The 20946-nt window shown below is 61.3% G+C and carries 23 protein-coding genes; 4 read left to right on the top strand and 19 right to left on the bottom strand.

Annotation, left to right across the window (positions count from 1 at the left end; all coding sequences use genetic code 11):
* Window positions 1-138: 138 nt before the first annotated feature.
* The 8 genes from hpaI to HKK55_RS14380 all read right to left on the bottom strand — a co-directional run bounded on the left by hpaI (window position 139) and on the right by HKK55_RS14380 (window position 7448).
* Window positions 139-939, bottom strand: coding sequence for a 4-hydroxy-2-oxoheptanedioate aldolase (hpaI, locus tag HKK55_RS14415; protein ID WP_169355300.1), 801 nt, complete (start codon window positions 937-939; stop codon window positions 139-141).
* A gap of 18 nt (window positions 940-957) precedes the next feature.
* Window positions 958-1761, bottom strand: coding sequence for a 2-oxo-hept-4-ene-1,7-dioate hydratase (gene hpaH, locus HKK55_RS14410; protein WP_169355299.1), 804 nt, complete (start codon window positions 1759-1761; stop codon window positions 958-960).
* 11 nt (window positions 1762-1772) lie between these two features.
* Window positions 1773-3077 (bottom strand): MFS transporter, encoded by a 1305-nt coding sequence (locus tag HKK55_RS14405; RefSeq protein ID WP_169355298.1) that lies wholly within the window; start codon window positions 3075-3077, stop codon window positions 1773-1775.
* A 48-nt stretch (window positions 3078-3125) separates the two neighbouring features.
* The gene (locus HKK55_RS14400) at window positions 3126-3518 is read right to left on the bottom strand and encodes a 5-carboxymethyl-2-hydroxymuconate Delta-isomerase (RefSeq protein WP_169355297.1); all 393 of its coding nucleotides are present in this window, start codon (window positions 3516-3518) and stop codon (window positions 3126-3128) included.
* 125 nt (window positions 3519-3643) lie between these two features.
* Complete coding sequence (gene hpaD, locus HKK55_RS14395) at window positions 3644-4501, bottom strand: 3,4-dihydroxyphenylacetate 2,3-dioxygenase (RefSeq protein WP_169355296.1); 858 nt, start codon at window positions 4499-4501, stop codon at window positions 3644-3646.
* 48 nt (window positions 4502-4549) lie between these two features.
* Window positions 4550-6010, bottom strand: coding sequence for a 5-carboxymethyl-2-hydroxymuconate semialdehyde dehydrogenase (gene hpaE / locus HKK55_RS14390; protein ID WP_169355295.1), 1461 nt, complete (start codon window positions 6008-6010; stop codon window positions 4550-4552).
* Window positions 6011-6015: 5 nt separating this feature from the next.
* Window positions 6016-6786: a fumarylacetoacetate hydrolase family protein gene (locus tag HKK55_RS14385; RefSeq protein ID WP_169355294.1), complete on the bottom strand. Its 771-nt coding sequence runs from the start codon at window positions 6784-6786 to the stop codon at window positions 6016-6018.
* Window positions 6783-7448 carry a fumarylacetoacetate hydrolase family protein gene (locus HKK55_RS14380; RefSeq protein WP_169355293.1) on the bottom strand — a complete coding sequence of 222 codons (666 nt, stop codon included), beginning with the start codon at window positions 7446-7448 and terminating at the stop codon, window positions 6783-6785. Before HKK55_RS14380 ends, HKK55_RS14385 begins: the two co-directional genes overlap by 4 nt.
* A 127-nt stretch (window positions 7449-7575) precedes the next feature.
* On the opposite strand from HKK55_RS14380, the gene hpaA reads away from it, so the two are divergent.
* Window positions 7576-8460, top strand: a complete 885-nt coding sequence (gene hpaA / locus HKK55_RS14375) for a 4-hydroxyphenylacetate catabolism regulatory protein HpaA (RefSeq protein ID WP_169355292.1) — start codon at window positions 7576-7578, stop codon at window positions 8458-8460.
* 20 nt (window positions 8461-8480) lie between these two features.
* On the opposite strand, the gene HKK55_RS14370 is transcribed toward hpaA, so the two are convergent.
* The 8 genes from HKK55_RS14370 to HKK55_RS14335 are packed head-to-tail and all read right to left on the bottom strand — an operon-like array spanning window position 8481 to window position 14608.
* A complete protein-coding gene (locus HKK55_RS14370; RefSeq protein WP_169355291.1) occupies window positions 8481-9404 on the bottom strand; it encodes a metal ABC transporter solute-binding protein, Zn/Mn family in 924 nt (307 codons plus the stop codon).
* A complete protein-coding gene (locus HKK55_RS14365) occupies window positions 9404-10303 on the bottom strand; it encodes a metal ABC transporter permease (RefSeq protein WP_169355290.1) in 900 nt (299 codons plus the stop codon). The genes HKK55_RS14370 and HKK55_RS14365 overlap by 1 nt, the downstream gene beginning before the upstream one ends.
* Complete coding sequence (locus HKK55_RS14360; protein WP_169355289.1) at window positions 10300-11046, bottom strand: metal ABC transporter ATP-binding protein; 747 nt, start codon at window positions 11044-11046, stop codon at window positions 10300-10302. Before HKK55_RS14360 ends, HKK55_RS14365 begins: the two co-directional genes overlap by 4 nt.
* Window positions 11043-11963: a metal ABC transporter substrate-binding protein gene (locus HKK55_RS14355; RefSeq protein WP_169355288.1), complete on the bottom strand. Its 921-nt coding sequence runs from the start codon at window positions 11961-11963 to the stop codon at window positions 11043-11045. The genes HKK55_RS14360 and HKK55_RS14355 overlap by 4 nt, the downstream gene beginning before the upstream one ends.
* A gap of 26 nt (window positions 11964-11989) precedes the next feature.
* Entirely contained in the window at window positions 11990-12553 is a 564-nt protein-coding gene (locus HKK55_RS14350; RefSeq protein ID WP_169355287.1) for a DUF6162 family protein, read from the bottom strand.
* The gene (locus HKK55_RS14345; protein ID WP_169355286.1) at window positions 12550-12879 is read right to left on the bottom strand and encodes a hypothetical protein; all 330 of its coding nucleotides are present in this window, start codon (window positions 12877-12879) and stop codon (window positions 12550-12552) included. Before HKK55_RS14345 ends, HKK55_RS14350 begins: the two co-directional genes overlap by 4 nt.
* On the bottom strand, window positions 12876-13415 hold the full coding sequence (locus tag HKK55_RS14340) for a thiamine pyrophosphate-binding protein (protein ID WP_169355285.1): 540 nt from the start codon (window positions 13413-13415) through the stop codon (window positions 12876-12878). Before HKK55_RS14340 ends, HKK55_RS14345 begins: the two co-directional genes overlap by 4 nt.
* Complete coding sequence (locus tag HKK55_RS14335) at window positions 13412-14608, bottom strand: PepSY domain-containing protein (protein ID WP_169355284.1); 1197 nt, start codon at window positions 14606-14608, stop codon at window positions 13412-13414. Before HKK55_RS14335 ends, HKK55_RS14340 begins: the two co-directional genes overlap by 4 nt.
* Before the next feature lie 250 nt (window positions 14609-14858).
* On the opposite strand from HKK55_RS14335, the gene leuC reads away from it, so the two are divergent.
* The 3 genes from leuC to HKK55_RS14320 all read left to right on the top strand — a co-directional run bounded on the left by leuC (window position 14859) and on the right by HKK55_RS14320 (window position 18244).
* The gene (leuC, locus tag HKK55_RS14330) at window positions 14859-16280 is read left to right on the top strand and encodes a 3-isopropylmalate dehydratase large subunit (RefSeq protein WP_169355283.1); all 1422 of its coding nucleotides are present in this window, start codon (window positions 14859-14861) and stop codon (window positions 16278-16280) included.
* Entirely contained in the window at window positions 16277-16891 is a 615-nt protein-coding gene (gene leuD / locus HKK55_RS14325; protein WP_169355282.1) for a 3-isopropylmalate dehydratase small subunit, read from the top strand. The genes leuC and leuD overlap by 4 nt, the downstream gene beginning before the upstream one ends.
* Window positions 16892-17020: 129 nt before the next feature.
* Entirely contained in the window at window positions 17021-18244 is a 1224-nt protein-coding gene (locus HKK55_RS14320) for an MFS transporter (protein ID WP_202020930.1), read from the top strand.
* Between the two features lie 38 nt (window positions 18245-18282).
* Here HKK55_RS14320 and HKK55_RS14315 read toward each other — a convergent pair whose 3' ends face one another.
* The 3 genes from HKK55_RS14315 to HKK55_RS14305 form a co-directional block, all read right to left on the bottom strand.
* A complete protein-coding gene (locus HKK55_RS14315; RefSeq protein WP_202020926.1) occupies window positions 18283-19197 on the bottom strand; it encodes a LysR substrate-binding domain-containing protein in 915 nt (304 codons plus the stop codon).
* Window positions 19198-19251: 54 nt separating this feature from the next.
* Window positions 19252-19854 carry an ATP-dependent Clp protease proteolytic subunit gene (locus HKK55_RS14310; RefSeq protein ID WP_169357861.1) on the bottom strand — a complete coding sequence of 201 codons (603 nt, stop codon included), beginning with the start codon at window positions 19852-19854 and terminating at the stop codon, window positions 19252-19254.
* A 182-nt stretch (window positions 19855-20036) separates the two neighbouring features.
* Window positions 20037-20912, bottom strand: a complete 876-nt coding sequence (locus HKK55_RS14305) for an alpha/beta fold hydrolase (RefSeq protein WP_169355280.1) — start codon at window positions 20910-20912, stop codon at window positions 20037-20039.
* Window positions 20913-20946: the final 34 nt, after the last annotated feature.

Genomic DNA, 20946 nt, shown 5'->3' with positions numbered 1-20946 from the left:
GAGCTGGCTTGTGTGGGAGCGGGCTTGCTCGCGAAGGCGGTGTATCAGTCAATCCTTCTGGGACTGAACCACCGCCTTCGCGAGCAAGTCGAATCGTCGCACCGCCACTCCCACATGGATCTTAGGCGTCCTTGAAAACTAGTACACTCCGCCGCTCGACATAGGTGCTGCTGTACCCTTGAATTTCCCAGCCAGCGCCTGCAACCCACGCATCAACACCGTGGTGTCCACACCCACCGCGACAAACGTTGCGCCCAGCTCGATATAGCGCCGGGCAAGCGTCTCGTCAGCACTCAGAATCCCGGCGCCTTTACCGGCTTTGCGAATCCGTACGATGGCGTCTTCAATGGCCGCTTGCACCTCTGGATGCCCCGGATTCCCACGATGGCCCATGGATGCACTCAAATCCGCCGGCCCGATAAACACCCCATCCACACCCTCGACGGCCGCAATCGCATCCAGGTTGGCCAAGCCTTCACGGCTCTCGATCTGCACCAACAGGCACATCTGCGCATCAGCCTGATCCAGGTAATCAGAAATAGTGTTCCAGCGCGAAGCCCGAGCCAATGCGCTGCCCACGCCGCGTATGCCTTGGGGTGGATAGTGAATCGCGCGCACCAGCTCCCGTGCCTGCGCGGCGTTTTCAACCATCGGCACCAGCACCGTCTGCACGCCGATATCCAGCACTTGCTTGATCAACGCGGTATCGCCGATCACCGGCCGGATGATCGCTTCGCTTGCATAGGGTGCGATGGCCTGCAATTGGCCGAGCATGCTGCGAAGATCATTGGGCGCATGTTCGCCGTCGATCAATAGCCAGTCGAAACCGGCGTTGGCGGCCAGTTCTGCACAGTAGGTGTCAGCCAGGCCGAGCCACAGGCCGATCTGCACTTCGCCGCTGTTGAGGCGTTGCTTGAAACGATTCACAGGCATGTCCATGAAACAGTCCTCCAGAAGTCAGACGAAGCGGCAGGAGATGGAGCCCAGCATGTCGTAGTCGACATGGAAAGTGTCTCCAGGACTGGCCGCCACCGGACGGGTAAACGAGCCACCGAGAATGATCTGCCCTGGCAGCAGTGTCACGTCATAAGGCGCCAGTTTGTTCGCCAGCCATGCCACGCCCTTGGCCGGGTGGTTGAGCACGGCGGCCGAGACTCCGGACTCTTCGATCACACCGTTGCGGTACAGCACCGCCGGCACCTTGCGCAGGTCGATCTCGGTGGGCCGCACCGCACGGCCGCCCATGACCACGCCGGCGTTGGCGGCGTTGTCGGAAATGGTGTCGAACACCTTGCGGGTGGCGTTGGTCTGCGGGTCGATCTGCTGGATCCGCGCGTCGATGATTTCCAGCGCCGGGATCACCCATTCGGTGGCGTCGAGCACGTCGAAGATCGTGCAGTTCGGGCCCTTGAGCGGTTTGCCGAGGATGAACGCCAGCTCCACTTCCACCCGAGGCACGATAAACCGCTGGAAAGGAATATCGGTGCCTTCGTCGAAGAACATGTCATCGAGCAGGGCGCCGTAATCCGGTTCGCTGATGTTGGAAGACACTTGCATCGCCCGGGACGTCAGCCCGATCTTGTGACCGACCAACTTGCGCCCGTCCTTGATCTTCTGGGCGACCCAGGCGCGCTGGATGGCGTAGGCGTCCTCGATCGTGATGGCGGGGTAGTCGAGGGAAAATTGCCGCACTTGCTCCCGAGCGCGTTCGGCCCGGTCCAGGTTGGCGGCAGCTTGCAGGATTTGCTGGGGATCGAGCATGACGAAGGTCTCTAGTTTGGATTGACGATGGCGGCATGGGTGCGCAGCACCAGCACACCACCGAGGGCGATCAGCAGCGCCAGCACATACAACGCCAGGCTGGCGCTCTGGGTGGCATCGCGCATCCAGCCGATCAAGTAAGGGGCGAGGAACGCGGCCACGCTGCCAAAGGAACTGATCATCGCGATACCGGCAGCTTGGGTGCTGTTGGAGAGAAAGGCCGGCGGCAGTTGCCAGAACATCGGCAGCGCGGCACTGGCGCCCATGCCGGCTACCACCAGGCCGCCCATCACCAGCAGCGGATTGCCCGGTGCCAGACCGGCCACGGCGATACCGGCGGCGGCCATCAGCAGCGGCACGCACAGGTGCCAGCGACGCTCGCGATGGCGGTCCGAAGAGCGCCCGCAACCGATCATGAAAAAACACCCGGCCAGGTAGGGCACGGCGCTCAACAGGCCGACCTGGCTGTCCCGGCCAACACCGGCACCATGGATCAAGGTCGGCATCCAAAAGGCGAGGGTATTGACGGCGAGCATCACCGCAAAATAGATCGCCACCAGCAGCCAGACCTGCGGGTCGCGCACGATGCCAGCAAAGGAGGTAATGGACTTGCGCTGTTCTTCGCTGCTCAGTTGCGCGTGCAGTTGTTGTTTCTGCGCCGTGGTCAGCCAGTTCACGCTTTCAAAGTTGTCCGGCAGGCACTTGAGTACCACCAGGCCCAGCAATACCACGGGCGCGCCTTCGATCAGGAACATCCACTGCCAGCCGCGCAGGGCGCCGACGGCATGGAAGTTTTCCAGGATCGCACCGGACAACGGCCCACCGATCACCCCGGCCATGGGCACGGCAATGGCGAACAGCGCCGTGACCTGGGCGCGACGGCGGGCCGGGTACCAGCGGTTGAGAAACACCAGGATCCCGGGGAAGAAACCGGCCTCGGCCACCCCCAACAGGAAGCGCAGGACATAGAACCCTGTGGAGCTTTCGACCCACATCATGCTGGTGGACAAAACGCCCCAGACCACCATCAGGCAGGCAATCCAACGCCGTGGCCCGACCCGGTCGAGGGCGATGTTGCTGGGTACGCCGAACAACGCATAGGCGATAAAGAACAACCCGGCGCCAAAGCCGTAGACCGTGTCGCTGAAGTGCAGGTCGCTGCTCATTTGCATCTTGGCGAAACCGATGTTGATCCGGTCCAGATGGGCGAACAGGTAGCAGATCAGCAACAAGGGCATCAGGCGCCAGGTCACCGTACTGTGGGTGCGATCGTGCTCGGCCAGGGCGAGGCTGGCGGTAGTCTTGGCTGTGCTCATGGTGTTGTACTTTTTGTTTGAGAGGCCATGGGGGGAGGCGGGCGTGGGTCAGCCCGCCTGGTTCTTCAAGAAGGCGTGTATGTTGTTCTGTTTGAAATTGAGCTCGGGGTGCAGCTCGATCATCTCGAATGACAACGCCAGTAGCCGTTGCGCCTGCAACTCGGCGAAGTGTTCGGTGATCACCAGGAACAGGGTTTCGGCAACGGTCTTGCGCGTTGCAAGGTCGCGGCCGTGGCCGACCTTGAGGGTCATGTGGACGAAGGCGTAGTCGTGCTTGCCATCGGCCATGCGCCAAGTGTCCAGACGCACACCGCGACTGCGGATGCCGCCCAGGGGAAACACGCCGCTGTCGCCCAGGACGCTGTGGACCTTTTCGAACAGGGCGGGCAGGTTGGCCTGTTGTTCAATGTTGTCGGTGTATTCGGCGATGAAGTGCGGCATGTGAGTGTCTCCTGCGGTGGGGAGTTGATTTTTTGTGGCGAGCGGGCTTGTTGTGGCGAGCGGGCAAGCCCGCTCGCCACAACAAGCCCTTCGCCACAAGGTAATCATTGGTCTTCAAACAGGGCTCAGAGCGGGAAAATCGCGTTGATCTGCCCCGTGCCCGAGCTGCCAAAAGGCTCGGTAATAATCTCCGCCGGCTGGTTGTATTCAGGCCCGCCGAGCAACCCAAGCAGCATCGCCGTGTCGTGCATCTTGCCCTCGCCAAAACAGTGCTCGGCATAGTCCGGCAGCATCGCGCAGAACTCCTTGAAGCGGCCTTGCTTCCACATCTCCACCACGTGCAGGTCCATCTGTTTGTCGAATTCACGGGTCCAGTTGTGGATGTTGGCTTCGGCTTCGCGATCATCCGAGAAACGGTGAGACAGCGAGCCCGACGCCAGCACCAGCACCTTGCGGTCGCTCTTCTCGATGGCCCGGCGCACGGCGGCACCGAAGGCAAAGCTGTCTTCCAGGCGATGCCAGGCGCACCAGGCGGCGATGGAGATGACGTTGAATTTTTGCTCCTCGGGTACATCCATATGCATGTAGCGCATGGGCACCAGGGTGCCGTACTCCAGCTCCAGGCTCGGGATGTTGTGGGCCATGCTGCGCACGCCGGCCAGGTTGGCTTCGGCGGCAATCAGTTCGCCCAGTTCAGGGCAACCCGGGTACTCGTATTCCATATTCTTGATGAAATGCGGCAGTTCGTTGCTGGTGTAGATACCCTTGAAGTGCTCGCCACAGTTGACGTGATACCCGCTGTTGACCAGCCAGTGCACATCGAACACCACCGCCGTGTCGGCCCCGAGTTCGCGGGCGCGGCGGCCGATTTCCTTGTGCCCGGCAATCGCCGCTGCGCGGCAACCGTGGTGCTTGCCGGGCAGTTCCGACAGGTACATCGAAGGCACGTGACAGATCTTCGCGGCCAGGACGACTTCGCCCATGATGATTCTCCTGAATACTTATTCTTGTTGGAGTGGGGACCTCGGCAGCTACACGCCCCAGCGCGGAATGTGATGGCTGCCCATGGAGATACACACGTTCTTGATCTCGGCAAACACTTCAAAACTGTACTGACCGCCTTCACGGCCAGTCCCGGAACCTTTCACGCCACCGAACGGCTGACGCAAATCGCGCACGTTCTGGCTGTTGATAAACACCATGCCGGCCTCGATGCCACGGGCCAGGCGATGGGCCTTGCCGATGTCCTGGGTCCAGATATAAGACGCCAGGCCGTATTCGGTGTCATTGGCCAGTTGCAATGCTTCGGCTTCGTCCTTGAACGGGATCAGGCACACCACCGGCCCGAAGATTTCCTCTTGGGCAATGCGCATCTTGTTGTTCACATCGGCAAACACCGTCGGCTGGATGAATTGGCCACGGGCCAGATGCGCCGGCAGGTTTACCGGACGCTCCAGGCCGCCCGCCAGCAGGGTGGCGCCTTCCTCGATACCGATCTTGATGTAGCCGGTGACTTTGTCATAGTGGGCCTGGGTGATCATCGAGCCGACTTGGGTCTTCGGGTCTTGCGGGTCACCGACGATCAGGCGTTTGGCGCGGGCGGCAAATTCGGCGATGAACTGCGGGTAGACGCTTTCCTGAATGAAAACCCGGCTGCCGGCGGTGCAACGTTCTCCGTTCAGCGAAAAGATCGTGAACAGCGCCGCGTCGAGGGCTCGTTCCAGGTCGGCGTCTTCGAAAATCAGCACCGGCGACTTGCCGCCCAGTTCCATCGAGTACTTTTTCAGGCCGGCGGTTTGCATGATCTTCTTGCCGGTGGCGGTGCCGCCGGTGAAGGAAATCGCTCGCACATCAGGATGGCGCACCAGGGCATCGCCGGCGGTGGCGCCATAGCCCTGGATCACGTTGAGCACACCGTTGGGAATCCCTGCTTCCACCGCCAGGCGCCCCAGTTCATTGGCCGTCAGCGGCGACAGCTCCGACATCTTCAGCACTGCGGTATTGCCCAGAGCCAGGCACGGTGCGGTTTTCCAGGTGGCGGTCATGAACGGTACGTTCCAGGGCGACACCAGGGCGCAAACGCCGACGGGCTGATACAGGGTGTAGTTGAGCATCTGGTCGTCCACCGGATAGCTGTGGCCATCCATGCGGGTGCAGACTTCTGCGAAGAAATCGAAATTGTGCGAGGCCCGTGGAATCAGTACGTTCTTGGTCTGATGGATCGGCAGGCCGGTGTCCAGGGTTTCCAGTTCGGCCAGGTGCGGGACGTTCTGCTCAATCAATTCGCCGAGCTTGCGCATCAGTCGTGCCCGCTCCTTGGCCGGGGTGTTGGCCCACTTCGGAAAGGCCTCCTTGGCTGCCGCGACCGCCTGGGCGACTTCCTCGGCGCCGCCGCTGGCGACTTCACCGATAGCTTCGCCGGTGGCCGGGTTGTAGTTGACGAACACGTCTTTGCTTTCGACCTCGCGGCCGTTAATCCAGTGTTTGATCATATTGCTCAAGCCTCTTTTCGCACGGAGAAGAACTCCGCTTCGCTGACAATTCGATTGACCAGGCGGCCCACGCCTTCGACTTCCACGATGACTTCATCCCCGGGCACCACATCGGCCAGGCCTTCCGGCGTGCCGGTGGCGATCATGTCGCCGGGTTGCAGGGTCATGAAGCTGGACAGGTATTCGATCAGGTAGGGGATGTCGAAAATCATGTCCCGGGTGCTGCCTTCCTGGCGCAGTTCGCCGTTGATCCAGGTGCGCAGTTTCAGGTTGCTTGGGTCGGGCACGTCCGACACATCAACGATCCATGGGCCGACCGGAGTCGTGGCGTCGCGGTTCTTCACCCGCAGGTTGGGGCGGTAGTAGTTTTCCAGGTAGTCGCGGATTGCGTAGTCGTTGCACACCGTGTAGCCGGCCAGGTAATCCAGGGCGTCTTCACGTTTGACGTTGCGCGCCGGTTTGCCGATGACCGCCACCAGTTCGCACTCGTAGTGCATGTAGGCGACGTTGTCCGGGCGCCAGGTGGTCTGGTTGTGGCCGGTGTAGGTGCCTGGCGACTTGATGAACGCCAGCGGTTCGGTTGGCGGTTTGAAGGCCAGCTCGGCGGCGTGGTCGGCGTAGTTCAGGCCCAGGGCGAACATGCTGCCGGTGGCCGGTGGCAGCCACTCGACCTGGTCTTCGGCCAGCTGGCGACCGTCTTTCAGGCGGACGGCGTGATGGGCGTCGACAAGAACTTGGTGGACGGCGCCTTCAAAGCGAATACGGGCGTGTTTCATGACAACTCCTCGGCCTTGATGTGGTTGACCAGACGACCCAGGCCGCTGATCTCGACTTCAACGGTGTCGCCGGGCTGCACATCCACGCGGCCTTCGGGTGTCCCGGTGATCAGTACGTCGCCTTCGTGCAGGGTCATGAACTCGCTGATCTCGGCGATCAGTTGAGGAATGTCTCGCACCCAGTTGGCGGTGGAGTTTTGCTGGCGCAGTTCGCCGTTGACGAACAGTTTCAGGCTCAACTGATTGGGGTTGGCCACTTGGTCGCGAGCCACCAACTCCGGGCCTAGCGCGCAGAAGCCGTCCCGGCATTTGGCTTTTACGGCCGGGCGGTAGTAGCTGTCTTCCGGCAGGCTGAACTCATTGACGATGGTGTAGCCGGCCACATGCGCCATGGCATTTTGCGCGCTGACCCGGCTGGCACTCTTGCCGATCACTACTCCCAGGGCTGGGCCGGGTTGCAGGCGCTCGCCCTGAGGATGAACCACCACGCCGTCATGGCCATTGCGGGTATTGGGCGTCTTGATGAACAGCACCGGCTTGACCGGAGGCTTCTGGTACGGCGCCTGTTGGAAGGCGGCGAGATGTTGTTCCAGCAACCCCTGGTAGTTCAGCGCAACGCCGAACAGGGTGCCATTGGCAACATCATGCAGGATACGGCTCATGGGTTTCTCCTGGCGGTGGCGACTGCTCCATAGGCAGTTCGTTAATGTATTAACGTTATAATTAATATGTTAACTACCGTCAAGCGTGGCAAAATCCCGGACATCCAAAAACAACAACGAGCACACCGTGAAGCCGATCCCCAATATCAATATCGGGCAGGTCTACGATCAGCGCTACAGCGATGCCGACGTGCATTACGACAAGCTGGGCAACCTGGCGGGTTTTTTCGGCCGCAACATGCCGGTGCATCGGCATGACCGGTTTTTCCAGGTGCATTACGTCAAGAGCGGCGCGGTGCGGGTGTATCTGGATGACCAGCAGTACCTTGAGTCGGGGCCGATGTTTTTTCTCACGCCACCGACGGTGGCCCATGCCTTTGTCACGGAGGCGGATGCAGACGGGCATGTGCTGACGGTGCGCCAGCAGTTGGTGTGGGGGTTGATCGATGCCGATCCCAGCCTTGCGCCGGGCCCGCAATTGTCAGCGGCATGTGTGGCGTTGGCGCCTCGGTTCCAGGCTGACGCCGAGCGGCTTGAGTGGTTGTTTGACGCGCTGTACAGGGAGATCAATAGCAGCGGGCCGGGAAGGGCGGCGGCGCTGGAGAGTTTGACGCGGTTGATCATGGTGGGGTTGCTGAGATTGTGTGCCAATTCGCTGGAGGCGCGACCGGCGCGGCATGAGGATTTGCGGATTTTTCATCGGTTTAATGAGCTGATCGAGGATCACTATCTGCAGCATTGGCCGTTGTCACGGTATGCCCAGGGCGTGGGGGTGACGGAGGCGCGGCTGAATGAGGTTTGTCGGCGGATTGCCGATTTGCCGTCGAAGCGGTTGGTGCTGGAGCGGGTGATGCAGGAGGCGAAGCGCTTGTTGCTGTTTACGGGCGGTTCGGCCAATGAAATCTGTTACCAGTTGGGGTTTAAGGATCCTGGGTATTTCAGTCGGTTTTTTCAGCGGTATGCGGGGGTGACACCGGGTGAGTATCGCTTGCGGCAGGCTGGGGGTTTTTGACGAACCCAGCCCCCTGATGATCAAGGCGCCAGAACCTTGATCACCTGATCCACATTCCCCTCCAGCTCCCCCACCGGGTCCAGCCCATCAGTACCCAATACCAGCAACTGCGAGCCCCCCGCACTGACCGCCGCTTTCACCGCGTCGCTGGGCTGGCGATGATGCACCACCACCGCCACATCGTTCTCCTTCAAGTTGGTACTCAGCTGTTGCAGTGCCTCAGCCGTCCACTCCGCATCTGCCCGTGCATCAACACTGACCAACTCCAGATTCAGCCCACTGACCAGATAACCCAAGTGATCACTCAAGCTGACGACACTCAGATTATCCGCCTTGGCCAGCCGAGCCTCGCTGGTCGCGGTGAGTTTGAGCAGACGCTGCTTGAGAATCGCCAGGTTGGCGTCAATCTGCGGCTTGGCCCCGGGCGCCAGGCGGCTCAGGTCGGCCGCCATCACATCCGCCATGCGTCCCATATTGTTGCTCGCCTGCCACGGCTGGCTATTCAGCCCATCGGCTGAGCCTGGCTGCACCGCGATCCCCGGCAAACCGCCATCCACCGGCCGCGCAGCGTCCACTTCAACGATGCGGATATTGCTGCGCCGGGCGACCGGATACAGCGGGTCATCCGGCCATAACGAACGCAGGCCGATGGCAGCGTCTGCATCCAACGCCAGCGCGTGCAGGGCCGTAGCCCCGTGCCCGGTGAAGTAGGCTGTTTGCCGCGACCCAGGCAAGTTGGCCGGTGCCGCGCGCTCAAGGGTGATATCGGTACCGTTGAGCAACACGTACGCCAAGCCGTAGGTAATCGGCAGGGCGGCCAGGACTTTCACCGGTTTGATCGCCTTGATGGCGCTCTGCTGGGGGTTGACCCCTTCGGCCGCAAAAAGCGGCGTTGTGATCAGACAGGCGATGGCCAGGGCGAGTGGACGTAGAACTGGGCGCATTATCCGAGATTCCCTTTCAGGCTGGGGACCGTGCCGCGCGCGATGGCGGCGAGGGCGAAGGCGATACCGGCAACCAGAATGATTGCGGCACCGGACGGGATGGGCAGGTCGAAGATGATCGGCAGCAAGATCCCGCACAGAGTGCTGACTGTGGCAATCGCCACCGAGATCCAGAAGAACCCCTTGAGTGACTGGCTCAGCAAGCGCGCAGCCGCCGCCGGGATCACCAGCAGGGCGCCCACCAGTATCGCGCCGATGACCTTGACCGCCGCCACGGTGATCAGCGTCACCAGGATCACAAACAGATAATCCAGGGTCTTCACCGCCACCCCGCGCACCGCGGCCAGTTGCGGGTTGAAGCTGGCCAGCATGATGCGGTTGTACAACGGCAAGGCCAGGGTCATCACCAGGGAACCGACAATCGCCAGCACCAGCAGGTCATTGCCGTTGACCGTCAAGACCGAGCCAAACAGTACGTTCTCCAGAATGTGTACGTTGATCTTGCCTGCGAGGATCAACAGCAGGCTCGCCCCCAGGGCCAGGGACACCGACAGGAACACGCCGATCAAGGTGTCGGGCGCCAGGCCCGTGCGATTGCGCAGGTAATTGAGCAGGATGCCGAACAGCAGGCAGTAGCCGAACAGGCTGCCATAGGGCCCGGTATAGGGTTCCCCCAACAGGATGCCCACGGCCACGCCGGTCAGCGCGGCGTGGCCGACGGCTTCGGAGAAGAACGCAAAGCGCTTGACCACCACCAGGGTGCCCAGGCCGCCGAGTACCGGGCCGATCAACAGCCCGGCCAACAATGCGTTGACCACAAAACCATAAGCCAGGGCTTGCGGCAGATACCCGGAAGACGCCCAACCCTGGACCATCAAACGAAAGGCTTCGTAGCTCATAAGACTGGGCTCCGTGGGTGGGTGGAGAACAACGTCAGCAGGCGGTCTGGCGTCAGCGCTTCTTTCGGCGTGGTGTCGAACAGCACGCGACGGTTCAGGCCGGTGACGCGGTCTGCCAGGCGGCCGACGGCTTCCAGGTCATGCTCGATCCACAGCACGGTGATCCCGGCCTGGCGCCAGTCGCTCAGCAGTCGCTCGAACACCTGAATGCCGGCTTCGTCGAGGGCTGACATCGGTTCATCCAGCACCAGCAACTGCGGCGCGGGAATCAGCCCTTGAGCCAGTAGCACCCGCTGGCGCTCACCGCCGGACAGTGCGCCCATGCGCCGTTTGCGTTTGTCCTGCATGCCGACTCGTTCCAGCGCCTCGCCGATGGCCTTGGCGTAATGCCGGGACAGGCCGAGGAAGGCCGGGCGGCGCTGGCACATGGCGGCCATGAAGTCGTCGACGGTCATCGGTAGGCCCCGGTCAAATTCCAGGGCCTGGGGCACATAACCAATGATGCCGGGTACGTCCGGCCAGTGCAGGCTCAATTGCCCCTGGTGCGGTGTTTGTCCCAGCAGGGTCTTGATCAGCGAGCTTTTGCCACCGCCGTTGGGGCCGACCAGCGCGTGAATGCTGCCCGGTGCTACCTGAAAACTCACGGCATCAAGGATCACGGTACGACCGAGGGTAAGCGAGACGGTGTTGAATTCCAGGGTCGGACCAACACTGGCCACCTGCAGGTGCTGCGCTGCGGTCATGCGCCTGACTCCTGAATCGCCCGGACCACGGTGTTGAGGTTGCCGGTCATTTCTACTTCGTACTTTTCGGCGCTGTAGTCGCCATAGGAAATATGCGACAGCGGGTACAGCTTGACCCCGGATTCGCGCTGGATGGTGTCGACGTAGCTGGACGGGAAGTCCATCTCCGAGAAGATCACTTTCACGTCCAGTTCCCGCAGTTGGTCGATGGTTTTCTTCAACTGGCTGGGGCTCGGCTCGATACCATGGGCCGGTTCGACCACGGCGGTGACCTCCAGGCCGAACTCGCGCAGCAGGTAGTCATAAGCTGCGTGCACTGTCGCTACCCGCAGGTCGGCATTCGGTGCACTGGTCAGCTTGGCCAGGGCGTCTGAGCGCATCTGGCGCAGGCGTTTGCCGTAGGCGCGGGCGTTCTGGGTGTAGGTCTTGGCGTTGTCCGGGTCGAGTTTGCCCAGCTCCCGGGCGATGTTGTTGACCTGGGCAATCGACGCGCTGATGGACAGGAAGGTGTGGGGGTTGACCACCTTGCCGGCACCGCGTGCGGCGTTGCCGGTGGCGGCCAGTAGCGGCACGTTTGCGTTGGCTTCGATCACCTTGATGTCCGGGCGCTCGCTGGTGGCGATCATGCGGTCGGCGAAATCATCGTGGCCGACACCATTGAGCACGATCACGTCCAGCGTACCGATGCGCTTGATGTCTTCGGCGCGGGGTTCATAGGCGTGGGGGTTGAAGCCGGCCGGAATCAGCGGCACCACCTCGGCCTTGTCGCCGACGATATTGCTCACGTAGCTGTAATAGGGATGCAGGGTGATGCCGATGCGCAGGCGTTTGCCTTGCTCTGCACTGGCAAGCGGGGCCAGCAGGACGGTGAACAAGCCCACCAGCAGCAGGCGTAGTAATGGCGATGAAATAGACATGGTCTGCTCTCGGATACCGCGTGAATTCAGTGACGATGTTGGCGCGTGACGCCGGCATCGAATTGCGCGACCACCTGTTGCCAGCCGGCGTCGATCAGGGCCTGGTCAGTGAGGTCAGAGGGGGCCGCAAGGTTGGCGCGACGGTTGAGCCAGATATCCGGCTCGGTGCCGCTGACGCGCATCAACAGCGAGCCACTGACCTGCGGCGTCTGGCTCAAGCCCAGGTAGGCCGACGGTTCCAGCAACTGCCAGCGATGGTCGCCACGGCTTACCGAACTGGCGTCCTGGGCGAAGGGCGCAAAGCCTTCTTCGGCTAAGTGCGCCGGCGTGGGGAGGGCACTGTGTTCCTGTTGCAGCAGGTGGATTTCATCCAGGGTCACCCGCAGGTCGGCATAGATGCCTTGTTCGGCGGCACTCAGGTCGCGGCGGGCGTCCAGTTGGTGGCTGGGCACGGCGGCCACTTCCTGGCTTTCGCCGCGCAACGCCACCACCGTTCCAGCCACCGCAAGGATGATCAGGCACAACAGCAACACGAAGAGGGTTTCGTGCCCGGCACCGGCCGGGCGGACTACTTGGGTCGTGCTACTCATGGCGCCTGGATATCCGCTTGGTCGATCTCGACAACGTGGCCGGGGCCGGCATCAAACAGCACGTAGAACTCGGCGGCCGGTTTCTTGAAGGTCAAGGTGGAGTCCTCTCCCAGCTTGCCGGGGACCAGGATGGTTTCGTCGTAGCCAATCACGTCCAGAGTCACGCCGGGCGCGCCACTGCCATCGGAAAAGCCGCCGGTGCACTTGATTTGCTCGCCGGCGATCTCCTTGCATTCGCACATAGGGTTATGGGCCAGGGCGGCGGTACTGAAACCGGCGCAGAGCAGTAGCGCGGTACAGACGCGGGTCAGGCGCAAAAAGGTCATGGTTTGACTCCTCGTTTGTTCAGCCAGGCGATGGTGGCGGGAGAGGCCTGGCTCAAGGGAATGGCAGCCTGGTGCATGGCACCGTCCCAGCCTTCCATGGTGATCCACAGTTCGGCGTCGGCCGGGGTACGTTCCGGAATAGGCAGCACGGCACCCATGCGGTACGGCGTGCCGAAGAAGATCACCCCGGCGGCGCGCAGGCTGCGGGGTTTGCCGATGCGCAGGTAGGTGGCCTTGACCTGATCACCACAGGTGGCGCACAGGGCGGCGTTGAAGGCTTTCATATAGCCCGCCGGGTCCGGCCGTGGGGCTTCGTTGCGCAGCTCGGCCAGTTTCAGGCTCCAGGGGCCGACCTGCACCTCGCCAACCTCCCGTTCTCCCAGGCCACTGTCACCGCGAAACAGGGCGGCGTCGGCAAAGTACTTGGGCATGAACCCCAGGGGCACCAGCAACAGCAGGATGTTGATGTGGAAGCGCCATTTGAGCCAAAAGGCCCGTAGCGGCGAGGGCGGTGCAGCGGCAGTCACCTTGCTCATCGGTTGCCCTCCAGGGTGTCGGCCTGCAGGACCGGAATCGAGTGCGGTGCAGTCTTGGCGCTGCGTTTGAGTGCATGCAGGGTGGCCAGGGCGGTGCGTTTGCTCCAGATCAGCAGGCCGCTCAAGACCATCATGCTCAGCACCAGGCCGAAGAAGAACCAGATCAACTTGATCCAGATTCCACCAAAATCACCGGTATGCAGCGGGCGCATGGATTCGGTGACGAACTCTAGGCCCGAGCGATCCGAGAGCAGGTGCGAGGCTGCGATTTCGCCGTTGTAGGGGTTGATTTCGGCGGTCTGGAACATCAGTGGGTACCAGCCACGTCCGCCAATGCGCAGGTGGCTGTAGGCGGTGCTTGGCAGGCTGATGAAACTGGCTTCCAGCCCGGGAATGCGTTGGGTGGCGATGCTGATGGCGTCGTCCAGGGGGATCATCGGCGAGGGCACGCCAGGGCTGGACATGGGCACTTTGTCCCGGGTGATCACCGGCACGATGGGTTCGCTGGAAATGGTGATCTGGTTATCGAACAGGATCGCCTGGATCAGGAACCAGGTGCCGGTGATGGAAATCACCGCAATAAACCAGATCGACCAGATGCCGCTCAAGCGGTGGAAGTCGCCCCAGAAGATCCGCGCGCCATGTTTGATGCGCAAGGTCGGCTTGAAGAAGCCTTTCCAGAAACGCTTGTAGACCACAAGGCCGGTGACCAGCGAAGCCAATAGCGGCAAGCCCAGCAGCGACACCAGGTACCAGCCCCAGCTATAACCGTTGGTGAAGGGCACCAGCCACCAGCCATGCAAGGCCCGGGTGAACGCCTTGAAGTTGAAGGACGGGCTGACGCCCTGGATCACTCCGGTGTAGGGGTTGACGTAGACCTCCAGGGAGCGCCCGTCGGGATAGCTGAGGTCGACACTCAGGGCGAAGTGCGATTCGTCCGGGCGGCTGAGGGATTCGACAATCACCTGGGGCTCGGCGCGCTTGATGGCGGCGATCACTTGGTCATAGCTGAGCAGTTCTGCGTCGTCCGAGGGCTTGCTGGCGCGCACGTCGGGGTTGGCCAACCAGACGATTTCCTGGCTGACCACCGCCAGGGTCCCGGTGACGCAGACGATCAGTACAAAGAACCAGATGGGCAACGCCAGCCAGCTGTGGACGAGAAACCAGATTTTCGAGCGTGACTTCTTCGACATGTGAATGAGGGTCTTGATCGGAGGGGGCAGTGCGGGCCCGGAAAAGGCCGGTCGTAGCTTTTGCTGACGCGATCGGCTGTATTCAAGTTAAGACGGATGAGCCTTGCAAAACCCTAAGCCGTATATGAAAGCAAATGTTTCAGATTGGTATTCATCGAACACGAAACATGTTCTGAGCTATCACCGTGCCGGGATTGATGAGGCCTGGGCGCTGCCTATGATGGAGCCATACCGTTAAGCGAGCGCCCTGATGACTTGTGCCAGAACCCTCTATGACAAACACATCGATTCCCACACGGTGTGCCGCCTCGATGACCAAGGCCATGTGCTGCTGTATATCGACCGCCAGGTGATCAACGAATACACCAGCCCCCAGGCCTTCAGTGGTTTGCGTGAAGCGGGCCGGGGCGTATGGCGCCCGGGCACGGCGCTGGCGGTGGTCGACCATGTGAACCCCACAGCGCCCAAGCGCGTTGCCGCGATGCCCGATCCGGGCGGTGCGCGGCAAGTGTCCTACCTGGCGGAAAACTGCCGGGACTTCGGCATTGAGTTGCTGGATATCCTCGACAAACGCCAGGGTATCGAGCACGTGATCGCACCGGAGCAGGGCTTTATCCTGCCGGGCATGGTGATCGCCGCCGGCGACAGTCACACCACAACCTATGGCGCCCTGGGCGCGTTCGGTTTTGGTATCGGCACTTCGGAAATCGAGCATTTGCTGGCCTCACAAACCCTGGTCTACAAACGCCTGAAAAGCCTGCGGGTGACGGTGCACGGTGAATTGGCCATCGGCCTGACGTCCAAGGACGTGATCATGGCGCTGATCAGCAAGATCGGTGCTTCCGGCGCCACTGGCTACGCCATCGAGTTTCGTGGCTCGACCATTGATGCCCTGAGCGTCGAAGCGCGCATGACCATCTGCAACATGGCGGTGGAAGCGGGCGCGCGGGGGGCATTCATGGCGCCGGACGAGAAAGTCTTCGCCTACCTCAAGGACAAACCCCGGGCTCCGAAGGGCGCGTTGTGGGAGCGGGCGCTGCTGGAGTGGCGCAAGTTGCACAGTGACGATGACGCGGTGTTCGACCGTGAAGTCGAACTGGACGCCAGCGCCCTGGAGCCCATGGTCACCTGGGGCACCAGCCCCGACCAGGCCGCGCCGATTGGCGCCCGGGTGCCCGACCCGCAAGACGTCAGCGACCTGATCCTGCGCCAGGACATGCGCCGCGCCCTGAACTACATGGGCCTGGAAGCCGGCATGCCGTTGAGCGAGATCGTCATCAGCCACGCCTTTATCGGTTCCTGCACCAACGCACGGATCGAAGACCTGCGCGACGCCGCGAGCGTAGTACGTGGCAAGCATGTGGCCGAACACGTACGGGCGATGATCGTCCCGGGCTCCACTGAGGTACGTGACCAGGCCGAAGCCGAAGGCCTGGCGGCGATCTTCATCGACGCCGGTTTTGAATGGCGCCAGTCGGGCTGCTCGATGTGCCTGGCCATGAACGACGACGTGCTGGAACCGGGCGACCGCTGCGCCTCCAGCACCAACCGCAACTTCGAAGGCCGCCAGGGTGCGGGCGCCCGTACCCATCTGATGAGTCCTGCGATGGTCGCGGCGGCCGCCATTACTGGACGCCTGACGGATATTCGCCATTTTGGAGACCGCACATGAGCCTGCAACCCTTCACCCTCGTCACCGGCCAGGCCGCGCCGATGTTGGCGGCCAATATCGACACCGACGTGATCATGCCCAAGCAGTTTCTCAAGGGGATCGACCGCAATGGTCTGGATCGTGGGTTGTTCTTTGATTTGCGCTTTCTGACTTCGGGCGAGCCCAACCCCGCTTTCGTCTTGAACCAGCCCGGCTGGCAAGGTGCGAGCTTTATGGTGGTGGGGCCGAACTTTGGCTGTGGTTCCAGCCGCGAGCATGCGGTCTGGGGGCTGAAGCAGATGGGCATCCGCGCGCTGATCGGGAGCAGCTTTGCCGGGATTTTCTATGATAACTGCCAGCGAAATGGGGTGTTGTTGATCACATTGGAGGAGGCGGTGTTGCAGCCTCTCGGGCAGGCCGTCAGCCAGCCGGACAAGGCGCGGATCAGTGTGGATCTGGAAGGGCAGGTGATTCGGTTGGAGGATGGCCAGGTGATCCCATTCCAGATTGATACCCTGCGCAAGACCGCGTTGCTGCTGGGGTTGGATGCGATTGGCACGACGTTGCAGCGCCGTGAGCAGATTAGGGCCTTCGAGCGTGAACACCTGAAGGCTAACCCTTGGCTTGACTGACGCGTTGCCAATCACTGAGGGGATTGATATTCAGCTGTTTCGTGTCAAGGTATGAGCTCAAATCAGCAGCCCGACCACGTCGGGGACTCACCAAATGGATGGGGTGTTTATGCTCTTTATCGGCTCATGATGGCTTTGTCGACCCGAAACGCGCGCCTGATTATCTTTGCCAGAGGCGTTTCGGATTTTGGCGCGTTCCTCAACATGGTTGCGCTGTCCACCTACGTTTATTGGCTCAGCCATAGCGTGGTGTTCGTCAGTATTTTCCTGGCGTGTCGAGTCGTGGGTGGCATCGTTGCCAGTGTGTTCGGGATCCCGTTTTTCAGGCGCTTTGCCGGACGTGGGGCGCTGGCTGGGCTGGACCTGTCCAGAGCACTGTTACTGTCACCACTGCTGTTTCTGTTACCTGAGCATCAGCTCAGTGTCTTGCCTTTCATCGCGTTTGGCATCGGATTATGCAACTCCCTTTTTGCTATTGGTCTTAACAGCCAGTTGCCCACGTGGGTGGCACTTGACCAGCGCGTGGCAACCAATGCCTGGATCACGTCTGCCGCTGCCACAGGGGCAGTCTTCGGTAGCCTGCTGTCAGGATTACTGATCGCAACGTGGGGGTTTGAAGCGGTCTTTGCTGCCAATATCGTGACGTATTTACTGGCCGCCAGCCTGATCCTTCCGTTGCGAGCGCTGTACTCAGCCGTATCAACGTCAGCGCGTAAGGCGTTCTGCGAAGAATGGCACGAGTTGACCCGAGGGCTGCGCGGGGCGCCGGTGCTGGCGGCCATGTTGGTCATCAGCCTGCTCGATACCCTTGGCAGCGCGGCACATAATGTCGGCTTCCCCGTCCTATCCCAGTACATTGACCCTGATACGGCGAAAACCGTCATGGGGTATCTGTTGGCGGTCTGGGCACTGGGTAAGTTTGCGGGGGCACGCTTGGCCAGTGCCGTTTTAAAAGGTCGTGGCACTCAACGCATGGAGCGCCTGTTCCTGGCAGGTGTTGCACTGATGTCGACGGGTTTTATTCTGACCTTTCAGCAAACAGAGCTGTGGCTGGCGTTAGTGTTGATCGTGTGGGCGGGCCTGGGGGATGGTGTGGCTGAGGTGGCCTTGATATCCCGCGCTCAAAGCGAGCCCGATGCCTTGCGCCTTCCGCTGTTCAGTCTGTTGACGCTTATTCAGATGACGGGCTTTGGTGTGGGAATGCTGTTGGTCGGGCCGTTCTATTTGGCTTGGACGCCGGCGCAGGTGATTGTCTTGTTCCATGGATTGCCGTTAACCGCATTGGCGGTCATGGGCGGATGGATGTATTGCATGCGTCGACGGGTTCCTTCGAAGACCCCGGTGGAGGAGTGAAAGCCACAGCCCACAGCTTGCAGCTCACGATTGGGGTGTCAGATCGACAACCCTTTGAAATGCTCCTGAAAAAACTCCACACACGCCCGCAACTTCCCTGAATACGCCAACCGTGTTGGGTACACCGCCCACACGTTGGCGCTCTGGGTGTAGTCATGCAGCACCTGCACCAGCTTGCCTTGCTCCAGCAGCGGTTTCACATCCCACATCGAACGCAACAGCACCCCACGGCCATCCAGGGCCCATTGCAAAACAATCTCCCCGTTGTTGGACGACAGAGGCCCGCGCACGCGGACATTGTCTTGCACGCCACCGCGTTCCAGGTTCCAGACCCCAAAGGCGTTATCGCGCTCTTTGATCACCAGGCAGTCATGCTGCTCCAGGTCGCTCAGTTGCAGGGGTGTGCCACGACGTTCCAGGTAGGCAGGCGCCGCGCACAGTACCCGGCGATTGCTCACCAATTGGCGGCCGATGTGCTGGCCAGGCAGGTCATCGCCTACGCGAATCTCCAGGTCGAAACCTTCGCTGACGATGTCCACCACTCGGTCGAACAGGTCCAGGCGAATCTCTAGCTCCGGGTATTGTTCGGCGAGCAACGACAGCGCAGGAGCCACGTGGTTGCGGCCGAAACCGAAGCTGCTGCACACGTGCAGGCGGCCACGGGGGCTGTCATGGGCGTCGCAAAGTTCATCGGACAGTTGCTGGAAATCTTCGAGGATGCGCAAGGCCCAGCGTTGCACCCGCTCACCGTCTTCGGTCAGGGCGACGCGCCGGCTGGTACGGTGCAGCAGGCGAGTGGCGAGGGTGCTTTCGAGGATCTGGATTCGCTTGCTGACGTACGCAGGGGACAGCCCCAGTTCATCGGCGGCCGCCGCGAAGCCGGCCTTGCGAATCACCGTCAGGAATACCCGCAGGTCCTCAGGCAAAGGTGCGGTATTTTTGTTGTGGGTCATCGCAAACACGCATGGCGGCATGAGCCTCCAGAATAACACCGGATCGGCGAGCGATCAGGTCGGTCGCGTGATCTCTTTTTCCGACACGATGATCTTGTTGACGAGACCGTAGTCCCGCGCTTCCTCTGCACTGAGCCAGAAGTCGCGTTCGGTGTCGGCGCTGATTTTCTCTGCTGTTTGGCCGGTGGCTTGAGCGAAGATATTGTCCAGGCGCTTCTTCATTTTGACAATTTCATGCATGTAGATCTCGATGTTGCTCGCCGGCCCCTGGATGCCGCCTGACGGTTGATGAAGCAGGAACCGGGTGTTGGGCAACGAGTAGCGATTTTCTTTTTTCGCTGCGGCGTAGATCAGTGCCCCAGCGCTGGCGACGCTGCCCGAGCCGATCATGACGACAGGTGCTGAAATGAAGCGAATGGCGTCGAAGATCATGTCGCCCGATTCAACGTGGCCGCCCGGTGAGTTGATGAAGACGTAGATCGGGTCTTCATTGATGGATGAGAGGATATGCAGCTGTTGCACGACATCCTTGGCCATGCGCTCATCGACCACACCGGTGATGAAGACCTTGCGGGCCTTGATCGCATATTCCATCAACTTGGCGCTGACGGCGTCTTGTGGTGCCTTGTCTTCCTGTTCTTTTTCGTCGTCGTTCATAACATCTCCGGGAGTGGTCAAAAAATCCATTTTTGGCGTATCACTTCATACACCTGCCTTTTCGCCCACGGCACGCGGCCGACTCCTGAGCATTAGCCTGTGGGACTGTAGGCGTAGTCGTGTAGAAGTCAAAGATCTTGGGGGGAGTTGCCCTGGTCAACCACTGCGGCATCGATGTCTGTTCAGCACAGGAATTTCAAGGCTTCGTCCAATAGCAACTCGGGGGCCTCTTCAGCAACGTAATGGCCGGACGGCAGGGCCTTGCCACGTACATTGGTTGCCACCTGCTGCCATTCCTTGAGCGGATCGAAGCAGCGCCCGACGGTGCCGTCGGCGCCCCACAGCACCAGCAGCGGCAGGTTCAGGTGATTGCCGGCGACGATGTCGGCGCGATCGTGTTCAAGGTCGATACCCGCCGAGGCGCGGTAGTCTTCGCAAAGACCTTGAGCCGCCCCCGGCAGCTTCAGGCAGCGCAGGTACTCGGCGAAGGCTTCGTCGGTAAAGGGCTTGAGGCCAGCACTACGGCTACCCATGACACTGTGCAGGTAGAGCTCGGGGTTGGCCTCGATCAGGCTCTCCGGCAACGGCGCCGGGCGAATCAGGAAGAACCAGTGCCAGTAGGCGCGGGCGAAGGCTTCATCGGTCTGGGCGTACATCGCCAGTGTCGGCGCGATGTCCAGCAGCACCATGCGTTGCACGGCCTTGGGATGGTCCAGGGCCAGGCGATGGGCGACCCGGGCGCCACGGTCGTGGGCCAGGATCGAAAACTCATCGAAGCCCAGGACCTTCATCAACGCAACACCGTCACGTGCCATTTCCCGTTTCGAGTAATTCGTATTGTGGTCGCTGGCCGGCGGCTTGCTGCTGTCGCCGTAGCCGCGCAGGTCGGCGGCGACCACCGTGAAGTGTTCGGCCAACTGTTCGGCGATCTTGTGCCAGATGACATGGGTCTGCGGATGCCCGTGCAGCAGGAGCAGGCCGGGACCTGTGCCACCTTGGCGGTAGCTGATGTCCACGCCGTTGACGTGGCGCTGGTCTTTTTGGAAACCGGCAAACATGGAATGACTCCTTGTGATGAGTGCCTGCATCCTG

Origin of the sequence: Pseudomonas sp. ADAK18 (genome assembly GCF_012935695.1) — a bacterium.
Taxonomy (GTDB): Bacteria; Pseudomonadota; Gammaproteobacteria; order Pseudomonadales; family Pseudomonadaceae; genus Aquipseudomonas.
Note: the sequence above shows the minus strand (reverse complement) of the source record. Positions and strands in the feature narration are given on the sequence as shown.

Coding starts and splice junctions, on each gene's coding strand:
- hpaI (WP_169355300.1), bottom strand. CDS start 939: ATGGACATGCCTGTGAATCGTTTCAAGCAACGCCTCAACAGCGGCGAA.
- hpaH (WP_169355299.1), bottom strand. CDS start 1,761: ATGCTCGATCCCCAGCAAATCCTGCAAGCTGCCGCCAACCTGGACCGG.
- HKK55_RS14405 (WP_169355298.1), bottom strand. CDS start 3,077: ATGAGCACAGCCAAGACTACCGCCAGCCTCGCCCTGGCCGAGCACGAT.
- HKK55_RS14400 (WP_169355297.1), bottom strand. CDS start 3,518: ATGCCGCACTTCATCGCCGAATACACCGACAACATTGAACAACAGGCC.
- hpaD (WP_169355296.1), bottom strand. CDS start 4,501: ATGGGCGAAGTCGTCCTGGCCGCGAAGATCTGTCACGTGCCTTCGATG.
- hpaE (WP_169355295.1), bottom strand. CDS start 6,010: ATGATCAAACACTGGATTAACGGCCGCGAGGTCGAAAGCAAAGACGTG.
- HKK55_RS14385 (WP_169355294.1), bottom strand. CDS start 6,786: ATGAAACACGCCCGTATTCGCTTTGAAGGCGCCGTCCACCAAGTTCTT.
- HKK55_RS14380 (WP_169355293.1), bottom strand. CDS start 7,448: ATGAGCCGTATCCTGCATGATGTTGCCAATGGCACCCTGTTCGGCGTT.
- HKK55_RS14370 (WP_169355291.1), bottom strand. CDS start 9,404: ATGCGCCCAGTTCTACGTCCACTCGCCCTGGCCATCGCCTGTCTGATC.
- HKK55_RS14365 (WP_169355290.1), bottom strand. CDS start 10,303: ATGAGCTACGAAGCCTTTCGTTTGATGGTCCAGGGTTGGGCGTCTTCC.
- HKK55_RS14360 (WP_169355289.1), bottom strand. CDS start 11,046: ATGACCGCAGCGCAGCACCTGCAGGTGGCCAGTGTTGGTCCGACCCTG.
- HKK55_RS14355 (WP_169355288.1), bottom strand. CDS start 11,963: ATGTCTATTTCATCGCCATTACTACGCCTGCTGCTGGTGGGCTTGTTC.
- HKK55_RS14350 (WP_169355287.1), bottom strand. CDS start 12,553: ATGAGTAGCACGACCCAAGTAGTCCGCCCGGCCGGTGCCGGGCACGAA.
- HKK55_RS14345 (WP_169355286.1), bottom strand. CDS start 12,879: ATGACCTTTTTGCGCCTGACCCGCGTCTGTACCGCGCTACTGCTCTGC.
- HKK55_RS14340 (WP_169355285.1), bottom strand. CDS start 13,415: ATGAGCAAGGTGACTGCCGCTGCACCGCCCTCGCCGCTACGGGCCTTT.
- HKK55_RS14335 (WP_169355284.1), bottom strand. CDS start 14,608: ATGTCGAAGAAGTCACGCTCGAAAATCTGGTTTCTCGTCCACAGCTGG.
- leuC (WP_169355283.1), top strand. CDS start 14,859: ATGACTTGTGCCAGAACCCTCTATGACAAACACATCGATTCCCACACG.
- leuD (WP_169355282.1), top strand. CDS start 16,277: ATGAGCCTGCAACCCTTCACCCTCGTCACCGGCCAGGCCGCGCCGATG.
- HKK55_RS14320 (WP_202020930.1), top strand. CDS start 17,021: ATGGCTTTGTCGACCCGAAACGCGCGCCTGATTATCTTTGCCAGAGGC.
- HKK55_RS14315 (WP_202020926.1), bottom strand. CDS start 19,197: ATGACCCACAACAAAAATACCGCACCTTTGCCTGAGGACCTGCGGGTA.
- HKK55_RS14310 (WP_169357861.1), bottom strand. CDS start 19,854: ATGAACGACGACGAAAAAGAACAGGAAGACAAGGCACCACAAGACGCC.
- HKK55_RS14305 (WP_169355280.1), bottom strand. CDS start 20,912: ATGTTTGCCGGTTTCCAAAAAGACCAGCGCCACGTCAACGGCGTGGAC.